This window comes from Kutzneria sp. 744, from assembly GCF_000568255.1.
Taxonomy (GTDB): domain Bacteria; phylum Actinomycetota; class Actinomycetes; order Mycobacteriales; family Pseudonocardiaceae; genus Kutzneria.
The window spans coordinates 8934900-8956739 of sequence record NZ_KK037166.1 but is presented as its reverse complement, the minus strand read 5'-3'; the positions used below and the strand labels follow the sequence as shown (position 1 = coordinate 8956739).

The window sequence follows — 21840 nt, the reverse complement described above, 5'->3', positions numbered from 1 at the left end:
CGGCCGGCGAGGATCTCGACGCCGTCGGCGCCCCTGCGGAGATTCGGGAGGCTCTGTGGCAGATCACGCACTTCGTGACGGAGCGCGATCGGTGAGCGATGTCGACCTGGCCCGGCGCAGGGCCATCGACCACCTTGTGTCGCTGCAGGACGGCGACGGCTGGTGGAAGGGCGAGCTGCAGACCAACGTCACGATGGACGCCGAGGACCTGCTCATGCGGCAGTTCCTCGGCATCCGGGAGCCCGCCGGCACCGCGGAGACCGCGGGCTGGATTCGTTCGCAGCAAAGGGCGGACGGCACCTGGGCCACCTTCTACGGCGGCCCCGGCGAGCTGTCCACCACCGTTGAGGCCTACACCGCGCTGAAGCTGGCCGGCGACCCGGCCGACGCCGACCACATGGTGCGGGCCCGGCAGTTCGTGCTGGACAACGGCGGCATCGAGAAGAGCCGGGTGTTCACCCGGATCTGGCTGGCGCTGTTCGGGGAATGGTCGTGGGACCGGCTGCCGGTGCTGCCGCCGGAGATGATCCTGCTGCCCAAGTGGTTCCCGCTCAACATCTACGACTGGGGCTGCTGGGCCCGGCAGACCGTGGTGCCGCTGACCATCGTCGGCTCGATGCGACCGGTGCGTCCGCTCGGGATCTCGGTGGCCGAGCTGAAGACCGGCCAGCCCGACGAGCCCTTCGAGCCCGCGCTGAGCTGGGGCGGGTTCTTCCAGCGTCTGGACAGGGTGCTGCACCTGCACGCCAAGTTGCCGGTGAAACCGTTGCGGGAGTTCGCCATCCGCAAGGGTCTCAAGTGGATCCTCGCACGCCAGGAGGCCGACGGCGGGTGGGGCGGGATCCAGCCGCCGTGGGTGTACTCCATCCTGGCCCTGCACCTGCGGGGCTATCCGCTGGACCACCCAGTGATCAAGAAGGCCCTCCACGGGCTCGACGAGTTCACCATCAAGGAGGACGGGATCCGTCGCCTGGAGGCGTGCCAGTCTCCGGTGTGGGACACCGCCCTGGCGGTCACGGCGCTGCTGGACGCCGGCATGCCGGCGGACGATCCCGTGTTGAAGAGCGCCGGAAACTGGTTGCTGGACGAGGAAGTCACCGTCCGCGGCGACTGGGCCGTGCGCCGGCCCTCGCTGCCGCCGGGCGGGTGGGCCTTCGAGTTCGAGAACGACAACTACCCCGACGTCGACGACACCGCCGAGATCGTGTTGGCGTTGCGGCGAATGCTGCCGGCCGACGAGCCCGCGGTGCGGCGGGCCGTCGAATGGACCATCGGCATGCAGTCCCGGGACGGCGGCTGGGGAGCCTTCGACGCCGACAACACCCGCCGGCTGGCCGAGAAGCTGCCGTTCTGCGACTTCGGCGCGGTGATCGACCCGCCGTCCGCCGACGTCACCGCGCACGTGCTGGAAATGCTGGCCCACGAAGGGCTTTCCGGCCTCCAGCCGGCCCGTCGTGGTCTGAAGTGGTTGCTGGACAACCAGGAGGCCGACGGCTCGTGGTTCGGCCGGTGGGGCGCGAACCACATCTACGGCACCGGCGCCGTCGTGCCGGCGTTGATCGCCGCCGGTGTGCCGACCGTGCACCCGTCGGTCCGGCGGGCCGTGAAGTGGCTGGAGCAGCACCAGAACGCCGACGGCGGCTGGGGCGAGGACCTTCGGTCCTATCGGGACAAATCGTGGGTCGGGCGGGGCGACTCGACCGCGTCGCAGACCGCGTGGGCGCTGCTCGCGCTGCTGTCGGCCGGCGAGCGCGGCACCGCGACCGAACGGGGCATCCGCTGGCTCGTCGCCACGCAGCGTTCCGACGGGACCTGGGACGAGCCGCAGTTCACCGGCACCGGCTTCCCCGGCGACTTCTACATCAACTACCACCTTTACCGCCTGGTCTTCCCGTTGACCGCGCTCGGACGGTACCTCGATGGCTGATCTCGTCGTCGCCACCGCGCTGCGGATCGAGCAGTTCGCGTTGCGACGCGGGCTGCGTGGCGTGCCGGTGATCGCCGTCGGGATGGGTGTACGGCACCCCTCCCGGCTCTCGCCCGCGCCCGGCGTGCCCTTGGTCGTCGCCGGGCTCGCCGGGGCCCTCGTCGACGGCATCACCCCCGGCGACCTCGTCGTCGACGACCTCTCGTTGGCGTTGTCGTTGCGTGGCAACGGCTTCGTCGTGCACCACGGGCCGATCGCCTTCAGCGACCACGTGGTGCACTCGTTCGAACGCTCCGAACTCGCTGGCAGCACCGGCGCGCTGGCCGTGGACATGGAGTCCGCCCGCGTGCTCACACTCGCCGGCGATCGCCCGCACGCCGTGGTGCGGGCCATCGTCGACACGCCGTCCCGGCCGCTACTGGGACCGGCAACCCTCGGCGGCGGCGTCGTGGCGCTGCGCCGCCTCGCCGCTATCGGCCCGGTGCTGCGGCACTGGGCGGAGTCGCAAGTGAAAGAGGTCCACCAGTGAACATGCCGTTGCACCAGAGCCTGCGGATCGCCGGCTATCTGCTCGGGCAGAAGCTGCGCCGGCGCGAGAAGTTCCCGCTCATCGTCGAGCTGGAGCCCCTGTTCGCCTGCAACCTCAAATGCGCGGGCTGCGGCAAGATCCAGCAGCCCCACGACCTGCTGCGCCAGCGCATGCCGGTCGAGCGCGCGATCAACGCCATCGAGGAGTGCGGCGCCCCGATGGTCTCCATCGCCGGCGGCGAGCCGCTCATGCACCCCCAGATCGACGAGATCGTCAACGAGCTGGTGCGGCGCAAGAAGTACGTGTTCCTGTGCACCAACGCCGTGCTGCTGCGCAAGCGCATCGACAAGTTCGACTTCAAGCCCTCCAAGTACTTCGCCTTCGCCGTGCACATCGACGGCCTGAAGGAGCGGCACGACCTGTCCGTGGACAAGGACGGCGTGTTCGACGAGGCCGTCGCCGCGGTGAAGGAGTTGCAGCAGCGCGGGTTCCGGGTCACCACCAACACCACGTTCTTCAACACCGACACCCCGCAGACCGTCATCGAGGTGCTCGACTACCTCAACGACGACCTCAAGGTCAGCGAGATGATGATCTCGCCCGCCTACGCCTACGAGAAGGCGCCCGACCAGGAGCACTTCCTGGGCGTGCAGGAGACGCGGGAGCTGTTCCGCAAGGCCTTCGCCGACGGCCGGCGCAAGCGGTGGCGTCTCAACCACTCCCCGCTGTTCCTGGACTTCCTCGAGGGCAAGGTCGACTTCTCCTGCACCGCGTGGGGCATTCCGTCGTATTCCCTGCTGGGGTGGCAGAAGCCGTGCTACCTGATGTCCGACGGCTACGCCAAGACCTACCGGGAGCTCATCGACGACACCGACTGGGACGCCTACGGCCGGGGCAAGGATCCCCGCTGCGCCAACTGCATGGCGCATTGCGGGTACGAGCCCACCGCCGTGTTGGCCACGCTCGGCTCGCTCAAGCAGTCCTTGCGCGCCGCAGTCGGTCGGTGACGAACGGGGCCGCGGCGCCAGCCTCGGCCCCACCAACACGGTGGTCGGTCAGTCGACACCGAGCAGGCGAAGGCCGTGGTACTCCTTGAAGTCCGCGTAGTCCTTGACATTCAACGTCGCCAGCGGCAGGTCATAGGTCAGCGCGCAAGCGGCGATCCACATGTCATTGACCGGGCGCGGACGGCCGCGCAACGTGCCAGCCGCCGAGAGTCGGCCCCAGGTGGCGGCTACGGGCTCGTCGCCCGGAAGAATCGGGATGCCGGAAAGCCAGTCCGCCAGTTCCTGCCGACTACGGGTGCCCCAATGCCTGATCTCGGTCCACTTGGTGAGTTCACCGAAGGTCACGAAGGTGATGAGCGGACGCCTGCCGATCAGGCGAGCGGCCAGCGGCCCGGTCAGCTTGCGCTTGTGGCTTAGGGAGGCGACGTCGGTGTCGAGGATGACCGGTTGCATCACCACACTCACGCGATGTCTCGATGACGTTCCGAGTAGTTGAAGGCGAGAAACTCGTCCAACTCCTCGTCCGATTCGAAAGTGTCGGCCGCCAGGTCGTCGAGGGACTGGATCGGCTGGGTGTGTTTCGCGGCCAGCAATTCCTCCACCGAGAGCAGCGGACGGGCGGGCAGCCTGGTGTAGTCCGCGTCAGACGTGCTCATGAGGCCTCCACCAGACCGGGTACGGACGGACAGGTCCCAGCATACCGAGGGGCCTCCACACCGAAACAGGCTACCCACTGTCACCACAAACTACGGTAAGCTATATTACGCGGCTCGCTCAAGCAGTCCTTGCGCGCCGCAGTCGGTCGGTGACGAAGTAGACGACGGTGGCCAGGATGCCGGCCGTCAGCACGGAGACCGGCATCCAGGCGGCCGCCAGCGCGGCCGCGATGAAGGCCACTGTGGACAGCACCGTCGGCGTGTGGCGGCGGTCGTTGCGTATCAACCGGCCCAGGTGGCTTCGCACCGGTTTGGCCAGGCGTCCCACCAGCTTGGCCACCATCACCAGCCACATGATCGCCAGCAGCGCCGCCACCACCGTCGGGAACAGCGGGCCGCCGTCGTACGTGATCGTCACGAAGCCCGTGCCGATGAACACCGTCTGCGCCGCCAGGCGGGCGCCCCTGAGGACCCTGCGACACACCAGGTCGATGTTGTCCCTCGCCACCTGGAGTCTCGGGTTCTCCGCCAGCGCCGCCGCGAAACCCGCCGTCGCCGCTTCGAGGTTGTTGCTCCTCAGCTCGATCGTCGCCAGGTTGTTCCGGGCCGCCGCGTTCTCCGGGTCCAGCCTCAGCGCCTCGCGGTAGTTCCGCTCCGCCTCCGGCAGATTCCCTTTGGCCCCGTTGAGGACGCCCCTCGTCAGGTGCGTCTCCGCTTGCAGCGGCGCCAGCTGCACCGCCTGGTCCGCCGCCTCCGTCGCTTCGACATAGTGCTTGTCCAGCAACGGGATCAGCGCCGTCACCAGCACCACGTACTGTTGCCACTGATGTGGGGCCAGCCTCGTCGCTTCCCTCGCCGCCGCGATCGCCTCTTCGTGCCTGCGCAGCTTGTGCAGGGCCAGCGACTGCAGCCGGTGCGCCCATTCACTGTCCGGGTTGGACGCCAGCGCCTGCCTCGCCGCGTGCAGCATCGCCTGCGGGTCGCCCGCCTTCTGTTCGCACTGGGCCATCAGGCACCAGGCTTCCGTCGAGGCCGGGTCGTCCGCCAGGGCCTTCGCCAGCTCCGCCCGGGCCTGCTCGTGGCGCCCCAGGTCGATCAGCGTTCTCGCCCGGCCGATGCTGTCCATTTCGCTCAGGCCAGCCGGTGCTTCTTCATATAGGCCAGCAGCTCGTCGTACTGTCCGCCTTCGTTGGCGAACATCGCCACGTTCCTCGCCGCCGCGAACCAGGGCCCCGTCGACGGCCGCACTTCCTTCAGCGCCTCTTCCAGGTCCTTCGCCCCGATCATCCTCGTCCGTCCACTCCGGACCGAGTCCAGCAGCGCCTTCTCCGCCGCCACATCACAGGCGTGCGCCAGATCCGCCCCCGAGTAGCCCTCCGTGCGCTTCGCCAGCTTCGCGATGTCGATCCCTTCCGCGTGCCTCCCTTTCAGGTGGTACCTCAGGATCGCCTGCCTCGCCTCTCCGTCCGGCGGCAGCACCAGCAGCGTCCGGTCGAACCGCCCTGGCCTCCTCAGCGCCGTGTCCACGTCCCAGGGATGGTTCGTCGCCGCCAGCACGAAGACACCTTCGTTGCTGTCCCTCACGTCGTCCAGCTCCACCAGCAGCTGGTTCACCGTGCCCCGCATCGCCGAGGACCTCAGTTGGCTCCTCTTCTGCCCCAGCGCGTCCACCTCGTCCAGGAACAGCACGCACGGCGCGTTCCTCCGGGCCGTCTCGAACATCTCGTGCAGGTTCCGCTCCGACTGGCCGATGTACATGTCCAGCACATCCGACAGCGTCACCGAGATGAACTTCGCCCCCAACTCCCCCGCCACCGCCCGGGCCATGAACGTCTTCCCACACCCCGGCGGGCCGTACAACATCAGGCCGCCCCTCGTGTTCTTCCCGTACAGCCTGCGGAGCTCCGGGTTCCTCATCGGCGCCAGAAAGGCCGCTTCCAGCCTCTCCTTCACCGCCTTCAGGCCTCCCACGTCGTTCAGCGTGATCCGGCCTTCTTCGACGTCCAGGAATCCCAGCTCTTCTTCGGCGGCCGCCCAGTCGAACACCACTTCCCCCACCGGCACAGGCTCTTGGGCTTCCGGCTCTTGGGGTTCTCGGGGTTCTTGGGCGTCTTTGGGTTCCGCCTTCGCCCGCGCTCGCTCCGCCGGCTTCGCCTCTTGCTCCGCTCCCGCGTGCTTCGGCTCTCGGGGCTTCGCCTTTTCTTGCTCCGGCTCCACCTTCGCCAGTTCAGGCTCTGTCGGCTTCGCCTTTTGCTCCGCTTTCGCTGGTTCCGGCTCCGCCTTCACCTGCTCTTGCTCCGCAGGTTCCGCCTCCGCGCGCTCCAGCTCCGCCGGCTTCGCCTCCCGCTCCGCTTCCGCGTGCTCCGGCTTCACCGTCCATTCAGGCTCCGGCCGTCGCTGCGCTTCCGCTCGCTCCGGCTCCGCCAGCTGCTCCTCCGGCTCCGCCGTCGTCCGCAGCCGCTCCGCGTTCGCTTCAGACTCCCCTAAGTCCGCTTCCGGCTCCGCTACGGCCCGCGCCACTTCCGCCGGCCTGCCCCCGCGCTCCCCTGGGATCCCCAGCGCCCTCCCGAGCACAGCCCTCGCCGCCCCCGACATCGGATCATGTTGCAGCGCCGTCGCCGCCTGCTCCGCCGCCCCTTCGCCGTCCCCCACCGCCAGCAGCTGCTCCGCCAGGTGCAGCCTCAGCGTCACGTCCCCCGGCACCGCCTCCACCGCCGCGCGCAGACTCCGGATCAACGGCGTATCCGACACTCGGGCCCTCCCCTACACCAGGTCCGGCCAGTCTATCCCGCCGAACACCGCAAGGGTCTGCTCCGATCACAACCGCCCGAACCCCCCATTTCGCCGTTTCCTCTCTATACCGCCCACCTTCATCAACGCGATTGCGAGCGGCAAGAGTCCGGCTTTCGACAGGCGCCTATATCAAAGGAAACCGGCCAGCCCTCCGATTTACACTCTTCAAATAATCGGTCATCAATAGAATCAATCCGGCATTCCGAAATCTTAAAATCATTGGACAAGTGTGAACTCGGGTTGGACTATCACCCAATCGGACAGCCAACCTTCTTACCCTCAACCAAAGTTGCAGCAAGATCGAAACTTCCCACTCAACCTGAGTGTGAAATTTCCCCAAGCCTAACTTTCCGCCCGAAATCCACCGGCCGATCGGCGCCTAAAGATGTGGACATCCAACAGCTCGCAGTGTACAGAAATCCTATGTCAACCCAACCATCAACTCCTTCGAGAATCAGCCGAACTGCAGCCTCGACGCATTCATTCGGGATCATCCGCCAGGATCGACCATGACCTCCCAAGCCAAGACTCTTCCATAAGCAGAACGGGCTCGGCGAGTTAAAACAACGAGCCCTGGTCAGGATCCATCACGCGGACATCACCAACAACCGGTGCCGCCAATTCCCCAGAAGGCCAGACTGAGCGCTCGTATCGATCCCCATAGCCAGGCCTAGCCATCAGCAGGGATTCAAAATATCGCCCGTTATCGTCCAACCCGTCAGCCAAAGTGTCTCGAACAAAGGACATATACAAATCGGGCGCGACAACGAAGAGCCCATCGTCTTCAATATCAAGCCGTCCCTCCGCAGCCAGAATTCGCATTAGATCGTCAGCGGGCGTCTCAAACAGGGACACGCCTCTATACAGAACACGCACGCCTTCAGATGGTCTATAAATCTGGACAGAACGCAGCCTACCGATGTCATCAGGTTCAACTTGAATAGACATGCCGGACAGAAAGTGAACAAATCCAGGGTTGCGACGGCCATCAGATCCGGGAGTTACAGCACCCTCGATACGGTAGAGCATCTGCTCCGCTTCAAGCACGGGCATACCGAGAGTAAGCGGTCCTACACTTACCGAGGGCTCCACAGTTAGATCCATTTTAACCTCTAATCGAAAGGGCTCCCAATCACCTTACCACAATGCTAGCTGAACCGAAACTTCACTCCGAATTCCCCGCAACGCCTGATATGCGCTATTACTTGAAAGTGAGCCGATCAACTCGCCGATAGCGTTGTTGTACTTGCCGGGAAATCTCGAAACGACATCATTAATGTCGTTCATCAGCGCGCGGTCGATCCGACCTGAGCCGACCAAGTCCTTCTGCATGGCAAGCCAGGCTCGAGATTGCATATAGCCGCCCGTAGAGTAAAGCGCTCGATGGTCTTCACGTAGCATTCGAATCGCAGGGCCACTGTACTGGGAAATCGGAGTAGAAGCGTTCTGCGGCATATGATTAATCTCATTGCCCGACCCGGCTGGCTGCACCTGACCATACTTTCCCCTGTCAGGACAGTTATGCACCAGCACCGAACTAAGGCCAACAATTACATAGTAGTCATGGACTGCATCAACGGTCAGATTGAAAGTCCGACGCCCCCCTTGGTGCGGTCGAACTTCACCAACCGTAGCCGTGTATCCGCCAGGCGTATCCAGTCGGTCGCCGAGCCTCAGGCTATCCGCGGCCACCCACTGTTGTGTCGTCACGTTCCAGAACAAATGATGGGCCGTGACGGTGATGCCGCTGGTACCAGATGGTGTCTGTACGGTCAGGTCGACAAAGTCGGTGTCGTCGTCGGTGAGATGCGTGGCCATTACAGCGTGGATCTGAACCTGACCGGTGTCGGGATCCTTATTGGCGATTTGGTCACCGACGTGAACGTCCTGAATGGGCTTGCTGGAGCCATCAGCCATCAGGACCGCGGTGCCGGCAACGAAGCTGTCGCAGGTCTCTGACGGCCTCGCTGCGGGATCGCTCTCGGCCGCTGGCTTGGATACGGGAGGCTCAGTGGCTCCAGGCTTCGTCGTGGGAGGCTTCAGGACCGGGGGCTCTTCGCCAGGGGGTTTGAGGGCAGGACTACCGCCACCCTTCGCAAGGGCGCCGTCCAGGGCGCCTTGGTCGTCTGCGACGTCCTCGGCGATCTTCACGGCGACAGCACCGGCACCTGCCGTGAGGGCAACTGCGGTACCGACGGCCCCCACCGCTTCCACAGTGGCAGCCACAGCCCCGGAGATAAGCATCGCGGAGCCGCCGAACATCGAACCCTCAAGCGCAGCAACGCCGATGGGAACCAGACAAGCACCTGCTGTCAGGATGGCACAGGTGATCGTGGCGGCTACGGCGACCACGGTTACGACGGCCACGAAAAACGTCGCCTGTTGGGCGATCTCGCAGACGAGGGACCACCAGCTGCAGCTGGAACGTGCGGGCTGGGGTGGGGCCGGCGCGGGCTGGTTCTGCTTCGGGGCCGGCTGGGGGTCGGGCTGGTTGCCGTGGCCGGGGATGCCGGGGCCGTTGATGCCGCAGGCCGGGCGAGCACCGGCGGTGTTGGGGCACGGGGCCGGGGCCATGCCGGAGGGGTCGGCGGAGCTGATCGGCGATCCGTTGGCGTAGGAATAGCCGTTCATCTGCTGCGGATCGCCGGTGTCGACGACGGGATCGGCCTGGGCGAAGCGGCCAGTGGCGGAGTCGTAGCCACGGGCGCCGAGCTGGGTGAGACCGGTGGAGTCCTGAAGACCGCCGACGAAGCCGTGGCGGTCAGGCCACAAGGTGGCGGGGCCACGGGAATTGCCGAACGGATCCTGACGCCGCTGAGTGACGGCCAAGGTGTCCGCGTTCACGGACGCGTACGCGGTGCCCTGATGATCGCTGAGCGTCCAGGAGAGCCCGGTGACCGAGCCGCGCTGGGCAACCTTCTGCCCGTTGAAGTCGTAGTAGCGGTTGCCGGTCGGGAAGCGGGAGCCAGGGGCGAGGTACACCTCCATGTCGCCGATGGACAGGGTGGTGCCGGAGGAGTCGCGCGTGATGAGGCGGTTGCCGCTGGCGTCGTTGATGTAGGTGCTGGTGGCGCCGGAAGAGTCCTGCGCGGTCGCCAGGCTGCCCTCGTCGTCGTAGGTGAGGGTCTGAGTCGAGCCGGCAAGGTTGCGGGTCTTGGTGCTGCCCAGCTAAATAGTTACATCTGAAGAACTGGAAGATCTTCGCCACCGGGTATCTCGGTCGCCTCGCAGAGCTCCCGACTACCCTCCGGTAGTTGTGATGCTTGGATTCTATCGACTCGGCCGATAACTACTCGTAAATAACACTAAGAGTTTCAGCGAGGAGGAAAATTAGTCAAGATGGTATACAATCCAGTCCGTAGCCCCCATTAGAATCACCCCGGATTCGGCGAGCCGCCTCGCCTCGCCGGTGTAGTAATGATTAGCCACACGCGAACGCGCGCCGGACATCACATTCTCCACCCACACACCTTTGCCCATCGACTTTGTCGCCAGACTTCGAACTTTTTTCCACTCATTTGCGATCTTCAAATCATCAGCCACGCCGGCGAGAAATGACTCCCTCAAAACCTCATCGGACTGCTTGCCAAGGTCGATCGACAACGAGTTTGGATTCAGCTTTATGTAGTCGAGAGGCGAAGAGGCGTCTACATCGACAGGTGCCGGACTTAAGGAGATTCGATTAATACTCCCATCACATCTCGCCAACCCGATTAGTTCATCTCGACCCACAAGTCTCGCCTCATAGGCAGGAAAAAAACGCTCCACGACCAGGCTCGTCTTCAATTCATTAGCCCACCACCAGGCCAATTCGCACACCTCTTGCCGGTCACCGTGGAACCGAAGTGTCAACTTCATCGAAACTCGCTAATTGTAGGCAACGAAGTACATAGGAAGTCCGATCGATTCAAGATCCTGCAGCGCTTCAGCCTCTCGCTTAATAGGTGCACCAGATCGTAGCGACTGTTTTCCAACATTGATGCCATACATACTACCATCAGGCCTTTCAACAAGGATGTCGGGGCGGCGTGAACTACGAAACCCTCCAGGCGTGGCAAACTCCCTTTCAGGAACCAATCCACCTCCACGCACCACTGCGCCATCCGTCACCTGATCGGCAACCTCAGAGATCTTCAGGTTGTGCGGGCCGGTACCTGCAGGCTTAGGGCCGCGCTTCAGCGCCGGCTTACCGTCATTAGCGCAATCGCATGTAGAACTATGAGCCGGGTCGGATCCGCCACAGTTATGAACGAGGACAGGAGTTCCACGCGCCAGCACATAGTACGAATGCACGCCGTCAACCGTGATGTTATATGTGCGCATGGAGCCGACATAGCGGTGAACAGTCGCAACGAAGGCGACCCTTGATCCCTCGGCATCAAGTTGGTCCCCGACGTGCAGATCGGCAGCTTCAACCCATGTATGGGTGGTGACGTCCCAGAACAGGTGGTGGGCGGTAACCGTGATGCTACTGGTACCAGTCGCCGTCTGCACGGTCAGGTCGATAAAGTCGGTGTCGTCGTCGGTGATGTGCGTGGCCATCACAGTGTGGGTCTGGACCTGACCGGTGGCGGGATCCTTGTTGGCGATCTGGTCACCGACGTGAACGTCCTGAATGGGCTCGGAAGTACCATCAGCCATCAGGACGGTGGTGCCTGCGACGAAGCTGTCACAGGTGTCCGACAACCTGGACGGGGACGCCGCCGGTGGGGGCTCCTCGTCAGCAACCTGCCTGGCAGCGGAACCGGCCTCCGCAGCGACGGTATCGGTTTCCGCGGCTAAGCCACCGGCGGCGGCGTCGGTTTCCGCGGTCACCGAACCGACACCCTCCAGGGACTTGGCCTCGCCGCTGGCCGCATCCGCTATTTCGGTCGCGGCGACCCCGGCACCACCTGCTAGTGCGAGGCCGCCGAGCAGCTCGGCGCTGGAGGAGACGGCGGCACCGATCAACATGCCGGTGCCGCCCCACATCGCGCCCTCAGTCGCGCCGGCGGCGACGAATATGAGGCAAGTGCCGAACGTCGAAAGGGTGCAAGCGATCGTGGCAGCGACGGCTACGACGGCCACCACCGCGATAAACAAGTTCGCATGCGCCTCTACCTGGCAACCGAGGTTCCACCGGCTGCAGCTGGACCGCGAAGGCTGGGGCGGGGCCGGCGCGGGCTGGTTCTGCTTCGGGGCCGGCTGGGGGTCGGGCTGGTTGCCGTGGCCGGGGATGCCGGGGCCGTTGATGCCGCAGGCCGGGCGAGCACCGGCGGTGTTGGGGCACGGGGCCGGGGCCATGCCGGAGGGGTCGGCGGAGCTGATCGGCGATCCGTTGGCGTAGGAATAGCCGTTCATCTGCTGCGGATCGCCGGTGTCGACGACGGGATCGGCCTGGGCGAAGCGGCCAGTGGCGGAGTCGTAGCCACGGGCGCCGAGCTGGGTGAGACCGGTGGAGTCCTGAAGACCGCCGACGAAGCCGTGGCGGTCAGGCCACAAGGTGGCGGGGCCACGGGAATTGCCGAACGGATCCTGACGCCGCTGAGTGACGGCCAAGGTGTCCGCGTTCACGGACGCGTACGCGGTGCCCTGATGATCGCTGAGCGTCCAGGAGAGCCCGGTGACCGAGCCGCGCTGGGCAACCTTCTGCCCGTTGAAGTCGTAGTAGCGGTTGCCGGTCGGGAAGCGGGAGCCAGGGGCGAGGTACACCTCCATGTCGCCGATGGACAGGGTGGTGCCGGAGGAGTCGCGCGTGATGAGGCGGTTGCCGCTGGCGTCGTTGATGTAGGTGCTGGTGGCGCCGGAAGAGTCCTGCGCGGTCGCCAGGCTGCCCTCGTCGTCGTAGGTGAGGGTCTGAGTCGAGCCGGCAAGGTTGCGGGTCTTGGTGCTGCCGGCGGAGTCGTAGGTGTAGGTGTTCTGGCTGCTCCCGGCGGGCCCGCTGGTCTGGACGTTGAGCAGCGTGTGCGGTTGCGGCGAGCCGGCGGCGGGATAGGTGTAGTTGCTGACGGTGTCGCCGGTGACGGCGTGCTGGGTCTGCTGAAGGCGGTTGCCGGTCTGGTCGTAGGTCCACGACAGCCAGTACGGCGCAGCGCCGCCGATCGCGGACGATGACGGGGTGTCGGCGCATTTGCCGGAGGTGGGTGTCCACGCCTGGGTCAGGCGCTGGAGGTAGTCGGTGGTGAAGCACTGGACGTCGGCGGCCGAGCCCTGGGGGGTGTCCGCGATGGACGTGATGTGGCCGGCGTTGTCGTAGCCGTACGCCCGGTTGGTGATCATGTAGTTCGACGCGGCCGACCGCTCGGCGAGGGTGCTCTGCAGGCGTCCGGTGCCGGCGTCGAAGACATTGGTGACGGCGACCTGGTTGGGCTGGTTCGGATCGGCGAACAAGGTGCGCAACACCTGGCCGTACGCGCTGTAGTCGGTCTCCGACACCAGCGGCGTGTCCGCGTCGTTGGACACCTCGTCCAGGGTCGTGGGATCGCCGAACGAGTCGTAGTGGCGCTCGATGCTCACGCCGTCCAGACCGCCGGCGGCGGGGCTGGACTGGCTGGTGACCGCGCCCGTGTACTTGTCGTAGAAGACCTGGAACAGGTAGTTCCCGGCGAGCAGGCCCTCGGAGCTCGGGATGGTGTATTTCACGCCGAGCGGCCGGCCAGCGTCGTCGTATTTGTACACCGAGGTGGTGTAGGCGTTGCCGTTGTAGTACCGGGTTGAACTCGACGGCAGGCCCTTGAGGAGGGTGTCGTAGGCCCAGCCGGCCAGCTGCGGCCCGGACGTCGATCCCGCGAACTCCCCGGTCTTACGGCCGATGCCGTCGTAGGCATACGCGAGGGTCTTGCCACGGCTGTCGGTGGTGGTGAGCACCTGCCCCATCGCGTCGTAGGTGGTCGACGACGTCCCGGCATCCGGGTCCGTGGAGCTCGTCTTGCGGCCGTGCAGGTCGTACGTGGTCGTCCAGGTGTTCTTGCCGGTGGGATCCGTGACCGTGGCGGGAAGTCCGGCCGCGGTGTAGGTGTAGCTGGTCACGTCGGCGGCGTCGCTCGGACCGGTCCTGGTCGGATCCTTGTACTGCAACAGCTTCGTCTTCTGCCCGAGGCCGTTGGAGATGACGGTCGAAGCAGTGCCGCCGTTGGGCGGCACGGTGGTCACGCGGTCACCGTCGTAGCTGGACGTCGTTCGCCACTGCTCGGTGCCGTTGAGCTCGAAGATCGAGGCGACGGACCGGCCGGCACTGTCGAAATTGGACACAGTGGTGCTGGCGACCGAACTGTCCTGCACGACAAGCAGATCACCGCCGGGCGCCGCCGCGTTGTTCCAGTACGCGGCGTGCGACTTCCAGGCCCGGTCCTGTGAGTCGAAGTACGTGTCGGACACCAGCCGACCGCCCAGGGGAGTCGGGGACTGGGTCTGCACGGTGTTGCCGAGCCCGTCGACCAGCGCGTAGGACGTCGCGTACTGGCCGTTGGACAGCAAGGAGTTGGTGACCACGGTGCTTGGTTTGCCGACGTTGTCGTTATAGCTGTAGGTGACGTTCGCGGGCTGGCTCGCGGCCTTGCTCTCCCCCGGCTTCCACACCGCGGTCAGTCGGCCCAACGCGTCGTAGGCCCCGTCGGTGCGCAGACCGCTGCCGTCGATCGCGGTGAGGAGCACGCTGGACACGGGGTCGAAGATCCTCGTCGTGACCATGCCGGGCGTTGACCCGTTGACGGGCGGCGATGTGGTGGCGATCTGGGTGACCGGCCCGCCGCTGTCCGGCGTGAACTTGATCGTTGTCCTGCGCCCCAACGCATCGGTTGTCGCGGTTGCCCGGCCGTAGACGTCGTAGGCGCTGGTGGAGGTGGGAGCCTGGAACGTCTCCGCCCCGCCGGACGGCCAGGTGTCGAGGCCGTCGACCTCGGTCACCTCGCCCTTGGCCGGGCTGGCGCCGAAGCCCTGCCCGTCGAAGCGGGTGCGCACGTCGGTGATGATGTTGCCGCTGCCGGCCGGGTTGTCCGCCGAGCACTTGCCCGAGATCTTCTGCGTCTCCTGCGGGTAGCTCATCATCCACGCGCCCGAGTTCTGCGCATAGGTGAACCTCGTGCACGTCGCCTGGCTCGGATCGCTGACGTCGCCGTCGTTCTCGCTCGACGTGACCTGGCCGAGGCTGTCGAACGTGCTCGACGTCCTGCTGGTGCGCCAGGCATTGCTCGCCGCCAACCAGGTCAGCCCGCTCGCGGTCGCGGTGCCGATGATGAACGACTGGGTGCCGTCGTTGTCGTCGGTGCCGGTGGCGGGAGAGCTCCACGGGTCGCTGATGGTCGCGCTGATCGCTTTGCCGTTGTAGTAGCCGACGGTCTCGCGTGGGTAGCCGGCGAACTGCTTGCTGTCGACGATCGACGGCCCGGGGATGTCGCCTTGCGTCGCCGGCACTGCGAAGCCGTCCATGCCGCGCATGTAGACGGCCTTGGTCACCGTCTGTGGGCCGGCCGGATCGTTGGCCTGGCCCTTGGTGGTGGTCACCTGGTCGTAGCCGCGCCACTCCGAGAACGTGCGGTACTTGTTGTCGCTCAACACGTTCTCGTCGAAGTGCCAGGCGCCGCTGTCCGGCCCCTCGCCGTAGTCGTACCTGGTCAGCATCGGCTGCGACAGCGCGGTGGCGCCATCATCGGTGATGGACGTGACGACGTACTTGTTGAACCAGTCCATCACCGGTTCGGTCGCGCCGCCCGGCGTCCAGTAGATCGGGTAACAGCGTCGGCCGTTGCTCGACGGTGTCGGCAGGTTCGTCGGTGAGCAGTCCGGGTCCGAGTAGGTGACGGTCGTCTTGCCGCCCAACTCGTTGACGATGGTCTCGATACGGCTGTGGTTGAACGCCGTGTAGTTGTGGGTCAGGTCGACCCGGTTGGCCATCAGCTTGTGGCCGAAGGTGGTCGGCGGCATGGTGATGTCACGGCCGCCGGCCTTGCCGGTGTGGATGACGCTGTCCAACCAGAGCGCCGGACTGTTGCCGTCGTCCGTGAAGGGCAGGGACTGGCTCAGCGCCCACTGGTTGATCGGGGTCTCGCCGCCCTTGCCGTCGCTGACCTGAGTGGTGATGGTCGTCAGCTTCTTGGTGCTGAAGAACGCAGGTGAAATGCCTTCACAGTGCGCGTTCTGGGCGCATATGAGGTCGTTGGGGATATCGCAGTTGCCCGTCGCGTCCGACGCGCACCGCTGCGCGGTGTCGAACTTGACCCGAGCAGGCGGAGCACTGGTGAACAGGCTGCCGACGTTGGTGTTCAGGCCGTAGTCGATGTGGTCGAGGTAGCCGTCGCGGTCGTAGCGGACGCCGGCCGTGCCGAGGTTCTTGTTGTAGTAGTTGGTTTCCTTGTCATAGAAGTACACGATCGCGTTGCCGTGGGGGTCGACGACGTAGTCGAGGTTCCAGCGCCAGGCCTGGTCGCACGCTGAGTCCGCGAAGGCGGTCTGGTGACAGGGCTCCAGGTTGTTGTTGCCGAAGACCGGCTCGGTCAGCGTCGAGTTGGTCTCCGGGTTGCCGCCCTGCCAGCCGGGCAGGTGGTTGAGGCCGAAGAACGCCTGCGTGCCGTCCTTGGTCGTGACCTTCCAGTACTCGCCGTTGTTGTCGCCGTTGGACGCGCCCGTCAGCCGCTCGACCTTGGACCCGTCGTCGTCCCTCGGATGCCACGTGTCGCCGGCCTTGACCAGTTGGCCGCTGATCGAGCCGAAGGAGATCGTCGCGTTGTCCGTGGCCCAGCAGGCGTCGCCGGTCTTGCGCTGTCCGTTGTTGCCGCCGAGATCCTGAGCGCACGGCTTGTAGCTGCGCGCCACGAATCCACCGGCAGCCAGGTTCCAACCCTCGCCGACGAACGAAGCCTGGTCGTTGCTGGCCGCGGTGAGGCCGTCCACGCTGCCCGACGAATAGGACAGCGCGACGCTCGGGGCCTGCCCGCCGATGGCTGCCGGCGCACCGATGGGATAGGTGTACGCGAAGTCGCCGCCGGCGCCGCCCGATGTCCAGGAGCCCGAGGACGACAGGCTCGCCGCGGCGAAGTCGCCGCTGTCCGAGCTCGTGCCGGCGACCGCCGCGACGACAACGCCTTCTGTCGCCGACGGCATCGTCACGTCGGTGGAGACCGCCTTGTGGGCAAGGTCGTTGGACGAGTCCAGGGACGTGGCCTGATGGCACTGGTCCTGGTCCGGCGTGGTCAGAATGCAGGCCGGATACTGCACGAACCCCAGGCGGCGGCCGTAGTCCGCGCCGTATGCCCCGTCTGCGCCCGAGTAGTCGAGGCGCAGCGTCAGCGGGCCGCCCGTGTCTCCGGACACCGGCTTCACCTGGATCAGCGATCCCGGCACAGAGGCAGCGGCCGCGACCGTGTGGTCGACGGCGACGACGTCGAACTGCCCGGTGGAGTGCGGGGTGGCGCTCACGGCTCGCGCGACGGACATGCTGCCGGCAGGCTGCGCGGCGCCGACTTCAGAGGGCACGCCGAGGTGATAGGTGGCCGCGACCGGCCACGCGACCTGTGGCGCCGGGGCCGAAGACGGCGGCGGCACCTGGATCGGTCGGTTGGGGACGGCCTGGCCGGCAACCGCGCCGACCTGTTGCAACGTAGGAAGATCCCAGCCGAGGCCGTGCCAACCGCTGCCGTTCGGCGCGGCCACGGCCTGGGCCGTGGTGGCCACCAGCGCGATCGCCACACCGGCGGCCACTGTTCTCGTCAAAAGGATTCTGCGACGCACGCCTGACACGACTTCCACCCCTCGTGTGCCGGAAAAGCCGATGATCGGCATGGTTCAGTGCCTGATGCCGTAGAGCAGGCCGGGATCGTCGACCCGCTTGTCCGCCAGCGTTTCCGCGGTGGTCAGGATGCCCGAGTAGATCCGCGCGCCGGCGATGCCGCCGTACCACTGGTCCGACGCCTGGCCGCCCCAGTTGTCCTGACCGAGCAGGATCCCGCCGGATCCGTTCCACCCGCTGACGGTGTCGGTCGAGCTTCCGGCCCGCACGACTGCCGCGGTCTGTTTGACGCCGTTGACGTACAGAACCGCGGTGTTGGTGGAGAAGTCGTACACACCCTCGATGTGCGTCCAGGTGTTGTCGGAAACGTCCTGGTCGCTGACCGCGATCCAACCGGCGCCCTGGTTGGGCGAGGCGTTGATCGTGAAGCTCCACTTGCCGTGGCCGGCGCCATTGGCGTCATTGACGGCTCGGTAGCCCAAGGCGAACGGCAGATAGGGGCCGTCACTCGTCGAGACCGCGCTGCGCGGATGTGGGTCGATCGGACCCTGCGCAGCGGCGTCGGCCGCCGTCCAGGTGTGCTTCACCCACGCCTCAACGGTGTAGGAGCGATCTGTGCGGAGGTTGGCCGGGCGCGCGGCCTGCACCTTGCCGGTGGTGGTGTTGTCGACCTGGGCCGAACAGCCGTCGCCGTCGCGGACCAGCGAGACGCCGCCGGATGCCGAGGCCTGCGACTTCGAGGCGGTGTCGTAGTAGCCGAGGTTGGCCAGCGCGGCGATCTGGTCGTCGGTCAGAGCCTGGTTCCACATCTGGACCTGGCCGACAGCACCCTTGAAGAAGTCGGACCGGCCGCCCGCCGATCCGATGTACAGGCCGCCCGTCGCCTGCCACACCGACGAAACCGCGTGCTGGGACTGGAACTTCCCGTCCAGATAGAGCCTGATCTGCATGGCCGTGCGGTCGAAGACACCGGTGACCAGGGTCCATTTGCCAGCCTGGGGAACCTGGTCCTTGAACGTCCACTGGTAGTTGTCGGTGGCAGCGTTGTCGGACGTGGTCATGCCGAAGATCCACCGGTTGACGTCCGGCGAGTACCGGATCTGGAAGGCGTCCTGACTGCTGCCATGCTGGGTCACCACGGCGTAGTAACCGTTCAGGTCATCAGGTTTTGCCCACGCCGACACGGTGAACGACCGTGACGTGTCCACCACCGAGTACTGCGTCGCGGCCGATCCCGATGTGCCATCGAAGTGGACGGCCTTGCCACCCGAGGGCCCATCGGTCCAGCCATAACCTCCGGTCAGCGTGGCTTTGTCGCCGTACGGACCGGTGTCGTTGGCCATCGCGCCACTGCCTTCGTCCAGTGGCCAGTAGGCAGCCCGTGACGTGACGTTCGACATCTTGGCGTTCAGGTCCGGGCCGCAACCCTCGCCCAGGTTGTACTGGGCCAGCGGGGCGGCGGTGTTGGCAAGGTCGTGGACCTCCTTGTCGGACAACACTCTTTGCCAGACCTGCGGGCTGTCGATCTCCCCCGGGAAGAAGTTGTCGGCGCCGCCACCGGCCGCACCGATAATCAAGGGGCCGCTCGCGTGCCATGCCTTGCCCGCCGCCGGTTGCTGCCTGACCCCGTTGACGTAGAGCTCGATCGTCCCCGTCGAGGCGTCGTACGTGCCGACCAGATGCGTCCAAGCGTTGAGCTGCACCGGGTTCCCCGGTTTCGCGGTCGCCCGGTAGAAGGACGAGGGGCTGGACGAATCGTCGCTAGGCAGCGTGAAGGCCCAATTGTCGATGTCCCTGGCGTACTGGAGGTAGAAGGAGCTGGCCGTGCTTCCAGTCGCCGAGATCGCGGTCCGGTATGTCGCCGTCTGCTTGAGGTTCACCCAGGTTGACACAGTGAAGGACGCGCTCGTGTCGACGACCGGAGCGCCGGTCGTCACGTATCCGGTGGCGCCGTCGAACGTAAGCGAGCCGGCCGTGCCCTGGGCGTAGCCGTTGGTGTCCGCATGCGTCCACGGCGTGCCGTGATCGTGACCGGGCCGCCAGTCACCGCCGCCGACCAGCGTTCCTGGATGGGCGAGTGCGCTGGCGTTGGTCGGCGTCGAGGTCACCGAGTCACCGACTACTCGGTCGCCCATCTCGTCGAAGCCCCACGCCCCGACCAGTCCGGTCGACGGGATCAGCGCGTTGGGCACGTTGTACGAGCACGACGGGGCGTCCAACGTCAGGCTGGCTACACAGGTGGCGTCCTGGTCGCTCGGCTTCCCGGCACGGTTGACCGCTCGCACGTGGATGTAGTTCTGGAGGCTGTTGAGCGCGGTCACGGTCAGCCGCGCGGTCGCGCCGCTGCTGTCGGTGTTCCGCGCGGCGACGGTTGTCGGCGAGGTCTGCACCTCCGGCTCGGTGCCGTCGGTGGTGTAGATGAAGTGATCGATGTCGTACAGGTCGGGCGTGGCCAGTCCGACGGATACGTCGAAGGTCGCGATGTCGCCCTGTGTCGACGGTGGCGACCCGGTCATCGTCACCGTCGGCCGCGGGGGCGCGATGGCGTCCTCGGTGAACTCACACCGGCTGGTCTCGCCGGAGGACAGTTCTCCGTCGGACGCCGACATGAGCCACGAGTAGTTGCCCGATTTCGCCAGCACCCCACCGGGAACGGTGACCTGCGCGGTTCCACCCGAGCCGACGACCGCCGCGTTGGGGAAGTTGGTCCAGTGCGTGTCGGTAGTTGTCAAGTCCAATTGAGACTGTTGTGGCCTACGAGGCTGGTTGCGACTGTTGGTGGACGGGCTGGTTGATCCAGGCCACCTCCGGCAGCACGGGCGGGCGGGGCCGGCGGGCGAAGCGCTCAGGGTGCGCGGCGTAGGCCCGGTTGAGCGTGGCCTGCCGCTGGACACGGATCTGCTGCGCGGTCCCGAAGTGGACCGAGGCCGGGGTGTGCATCCCGATTCCGGAATGCCGGTGCTCATGGTTGTAGGCCAGGAAGAAACCCTCGCAGAACGCGCGGGCGTCGGCCAGTGACCCGAACCGGTCGGGAAAGTCCGGCACGTACTTCATCGTCTTGAACTGCGCTTCGGAGTACGGGTTGTCGTTCGAGGTGCGCGGCCGGGAGTGAGACCGCAGGACACCCAGGTCCACCAGGAGTTCGGACACCGGCTTGGACACCATCGCCCCGCCGCGGTCGGCGTGGATCGTGTGTGGCTCGCAGCCGTTACGGCGCACCGCGTCGGCGAGGAAGTCCTTGGCCACGACCGCGTCCTCGGCCGCGGCGACCAGCCAACCGGTGACGTACCGGGAGAAGATGTCCAGGATGACGTAGCACTTGTACCAGATCCCCTTCGCGGGCCCTTTCAGCGCGGTGATGTCCCAGGACCACACCTCGCTGGGGCCGCGGGCGACCAGCTCCGGGCGGACCCGGGGCGGGTGGGTGGCGTGCCGGCGGCGTTCGGACACCTGCCTGGCGGCGCGGGCGATCCGGTACATGGTGGAGATCGAGCAGTGGTAGCGGCCTTCGTCCAGCTCGCGGGCCCAGACCTGGGGGATGGCCAGGTCCCGGTAGGCGGGGCTGGTCAGCAGGGCGAGCACGGCCGCCCGCTCGGCGTCGGCCAAGGCCGCCGGCGGTGGGGTGCGGGGCAGCCATGGGCCGTGCATCGGGCCTGTCGGGCTGGCGCGTCGATAGTGGGTGGCGCGGGGAATGCCGGTCAGCGCGCAGGCTTTCTGCACCGAGGTATGGGCGTCGCGCAGCTCGGTGAACGCGGTCGTCATGATGTCGTCGGCGGCTCGTCGGTGTCCGCACTCTCGGAGAGTTCTTCCAAGAGTGCGTGTGCTTTTCCCATGATGTCCAGCGCGAGTCGGGTCTTGGTGAGGTCGGCTTCCAGTTGTGCGTTGCGGCGGCGGAGTTTGTCCAGCTCGATCTGCTCGGCTGTCTTCTTGGGGCGCCGGGCAGGGGCGGCGGGGTCTGTGGGTCCGGTGGTCAGGGCGCCGGCGTCGCGGGCTCGTGTCCATTCGATGACGTGGGAGGAGTACAGGCCTTCCCTGCGGAGGATCGCGCCTTTCTCGCCGTTGGGGGCGTTCTCGTACTCGGTGACGATCGCCAGCTTGTACTCGGGGGTGAACGCCCGCCGTGTGGGTCGCGGTGCGGGGTCGGCCGGCGGGGTCGAGCGGGTGGGCTGGTCGTCAGCGGGGGTGGACACGGGCACAAGGATCTCCGATCCCGCCCTTGGTCAGGA

14 protein-coding genes are annotated in these 21840 nt (G+C 66.1%); 3 read left to right on the top strand and 11 right to left on the bottom strand.

Annotation, left to right across the window (positions count from 1 at the left end; all coding sequences use genetic code 11):
• Positions 1-91 precede the first annotated feature (91 nt).
• The 3 genes from shc to hpnH are packed head-to-tail and all read left to right on the top strand — an operon-like array spanning position 92 to position 3463.
• Positions 92-1927: a squalene--hopene cyclase gene (shc, locus tag KUTG_RS41115; RefSeq protein WP_232241229.1), complete on the top strand. Its 1836-nt coding sequence runs from the start codon at positions 92-94 to the stop codon at positions 1925-1927.
• Positions 1920-2456, top strand: coding sequence for a nucleoside phosphorylase-I family protein (locus KUTG_RS41110; RefSeq protein WP_043724792.1), 537 nt, complete (start codon positions 1920-1922; stop codon positions 2454-2456). The genes shc and KUTG_RS41110 overlap by 8 nt, the downstream gene beginning before the upstream one ends.
• Positions 2453-3463: an adenosyl-hopene transferase HpnH gene (hpnH, locus tag KUTG_RS41105; protein ID WP_043724790.1), complete on the top strand. Its 1011-nt coding sequence runs from the start codon at positions 2453-2455 to the stop codon at positions 3461-3463. The genes KUTG_RS41110 and hpnH overlap by 4 nt, the downstream gene beginning before the upstream one ends.
• Positions 3464-3511: 48 nt before the next feature.
• Here hpnH and KUTG_RS41100 read toward each other — a convergent pair whose 3' ends face one another.
• The 11 genes from KUTG_RS41100 to KUTG_RS66670 form a co-directional block, all read right to left on the bottom strand.
• A complete protein-coding gene (locus KUTG_RS41100) occupies positions 3512-3928 on the bottom strand; it encodes a type II toxin-antitoxin system VapC family toxin (RefSeq protein ID WP_232241228.1) in 417 nt (138 codons plus the stop codon).
• Entirely contained in the window at positions 3925-4119 is a 195-nt protein-coding gene (locus tag KUTG_RS41095; protein WP_043724789.1) for a hypothetical protein, read from the bottom strand. The genes KUTG_RS41100 and KUTG_RS41095 overlap by 4 nt, the downstream gene beginning before the upstream one ends.
• 118 nt (positions 4120-4237) lie before the next feature.
• Entirely contained in the window at positions 4238-5245 is a 1008-nt protein-coding gene (locus tag KUTG_RS54580; protein ID WP_052396005.1) for a tetratricopeptide repeat protein, read from the bottom strand.
• A 5-nt stretch (positions 5246-5250) separates the two neighbouring features.
• On the bottom strand, positions 5251-6870 hold the full coding sequence (locus KUTG_RS57185; protein ID WP_043724788.1) for a tetratricopeptide repeat protein: 1620 nt from the start codon (positions 6868-6870) through the stop codon (positions 5251-5253).
• A gap of 600 nt (positions 6871-7470) precedes the next feature.
• On the bottom strand, positions 7471-7959 hold the full coding sequence (locus tag KUTG_RS59595; protein ID WP_157495148.1) for a hypothetical protein: 489 nt from the start codon (positions 7957-7959) through the stop codon (positions 7471-7473).
• A gap of 90 nt (positions 7960-8049) precedes the next feature.
• Complete coding sequence (locus KUTG_RS64520) at positions 8050-9900, bottom strand: RHS repeat-associated core domain-containing protein (RefSeq protein ID WP_084580393.1); 1851 nt, start codon at positions 9898-9900, stop codon at positions 8050-8052.
• A 342-nt stretch (positions 9901-10242) separates the two neighbouring features.
• The gene (locus tag KUTG_RS59590) at positions 10243-10770 is read right to left on the bottom strand and encodes a hypothetical protein (RefSeq protein ID WP_157495146.1); all 528 of its coding nucleotides are present in this window, start codon (positions 10768-10770) and stop codon (positions 10243-10245) included.
• Positions 10771-10779: 9 nt separating this feature from the next.
• Complete coding sequence (locus tag KUTG_RS65750) at positions 10780-17586, bottom strand: RHS repeat-associated core domain-containing protein (protein ID WP_052396004.1); 6807 nt, start codon at positions 17584-17586, stop codon at positions 10780-10782.
• Between the two features lie 84 nt (positions 17587-17670).
• The gene (locus KUTG_RS41070) at positions 17671-20352 is read right to left on the bottom strand and encodes a LamG domain-containing protein (RefSeq protein WP_052396003.1); all 2682 of its coding nucleotides are present in this window, start codon (positions 20350-20352) and stop codon (positions 17671-17673) included.
• 16 nt (positions 20353-20368) lie between these two features.
• Entirely contained in the window at positions 20369-21376 is a 1008-nt protein-coding gene (locus KUTG_RS41065) for a DDE-type integrase/transposase/recombinase (RefSeq protein ID WP_043724064.1), read from the bottom strand.
• A complete protein-coding gene (locus KUTG_RS66670) occupies positions 21373-21804 on the bottom strand; it encodes a transposase (RefSeq protein WP_043718767.1) in 432 nt (143 codons plus the stop codon). The genes KUTG_RS41065 and KUTG_RS66670 overlap by 4 nt, the downstream gene beginning before the upstream one ends.
• Positions 21805-21840: the final 36 nt, after the last annotated feature.

Excerpts from the sequence above, each read along its gene's own strand:
- KUTG_RS41110 (WP_043724792.1), top strand. The coding sequence starts at position 1,920 with ATGGCTGATCTCGTCGTCGCCACCGCGCTGCGGATCGAGCAGTTCGCG.
- KUTG_RS41095 (WP_043724789.1), bottom strand. The coding sequence starts at position 4,119 with ATGAGCACGTCTGACGCGGACTACACCAGGCTGCCCGCCCGTCCGCTG.
- KUTG_RS54580 (WP_052396005.1), bottom strand. The coding sequence starts at position 5,245 with ATGGACAGCATCGGCCGGGCGAGAACGCTGATCGACCTGGGGCGCCAC.
- KUTG_RS64520 (WP_084580393.1), bottom strand. The coding sequence starts at position 9,900 with ATGGAGGTGTACCTCGCCCCTGGCTCCCGCTTCCCGACCGGCAACCGC.
- KUTG_RS59590 (WP_157495146.1), bottom strand. The coding sequence starts at position 10,770 with ATGAAGTTGACACTTCGGTTCCACGGTGACCGGCAAGAGGTGTGCGAA.
- KUTG_RS41065 (WP_043724064.1), bottom strand. The coding sequence starts at position 21,376 with ATGACGACCGCGTTCACCGAGCTGCGCGACGCCCATACCTCGGTGCAG.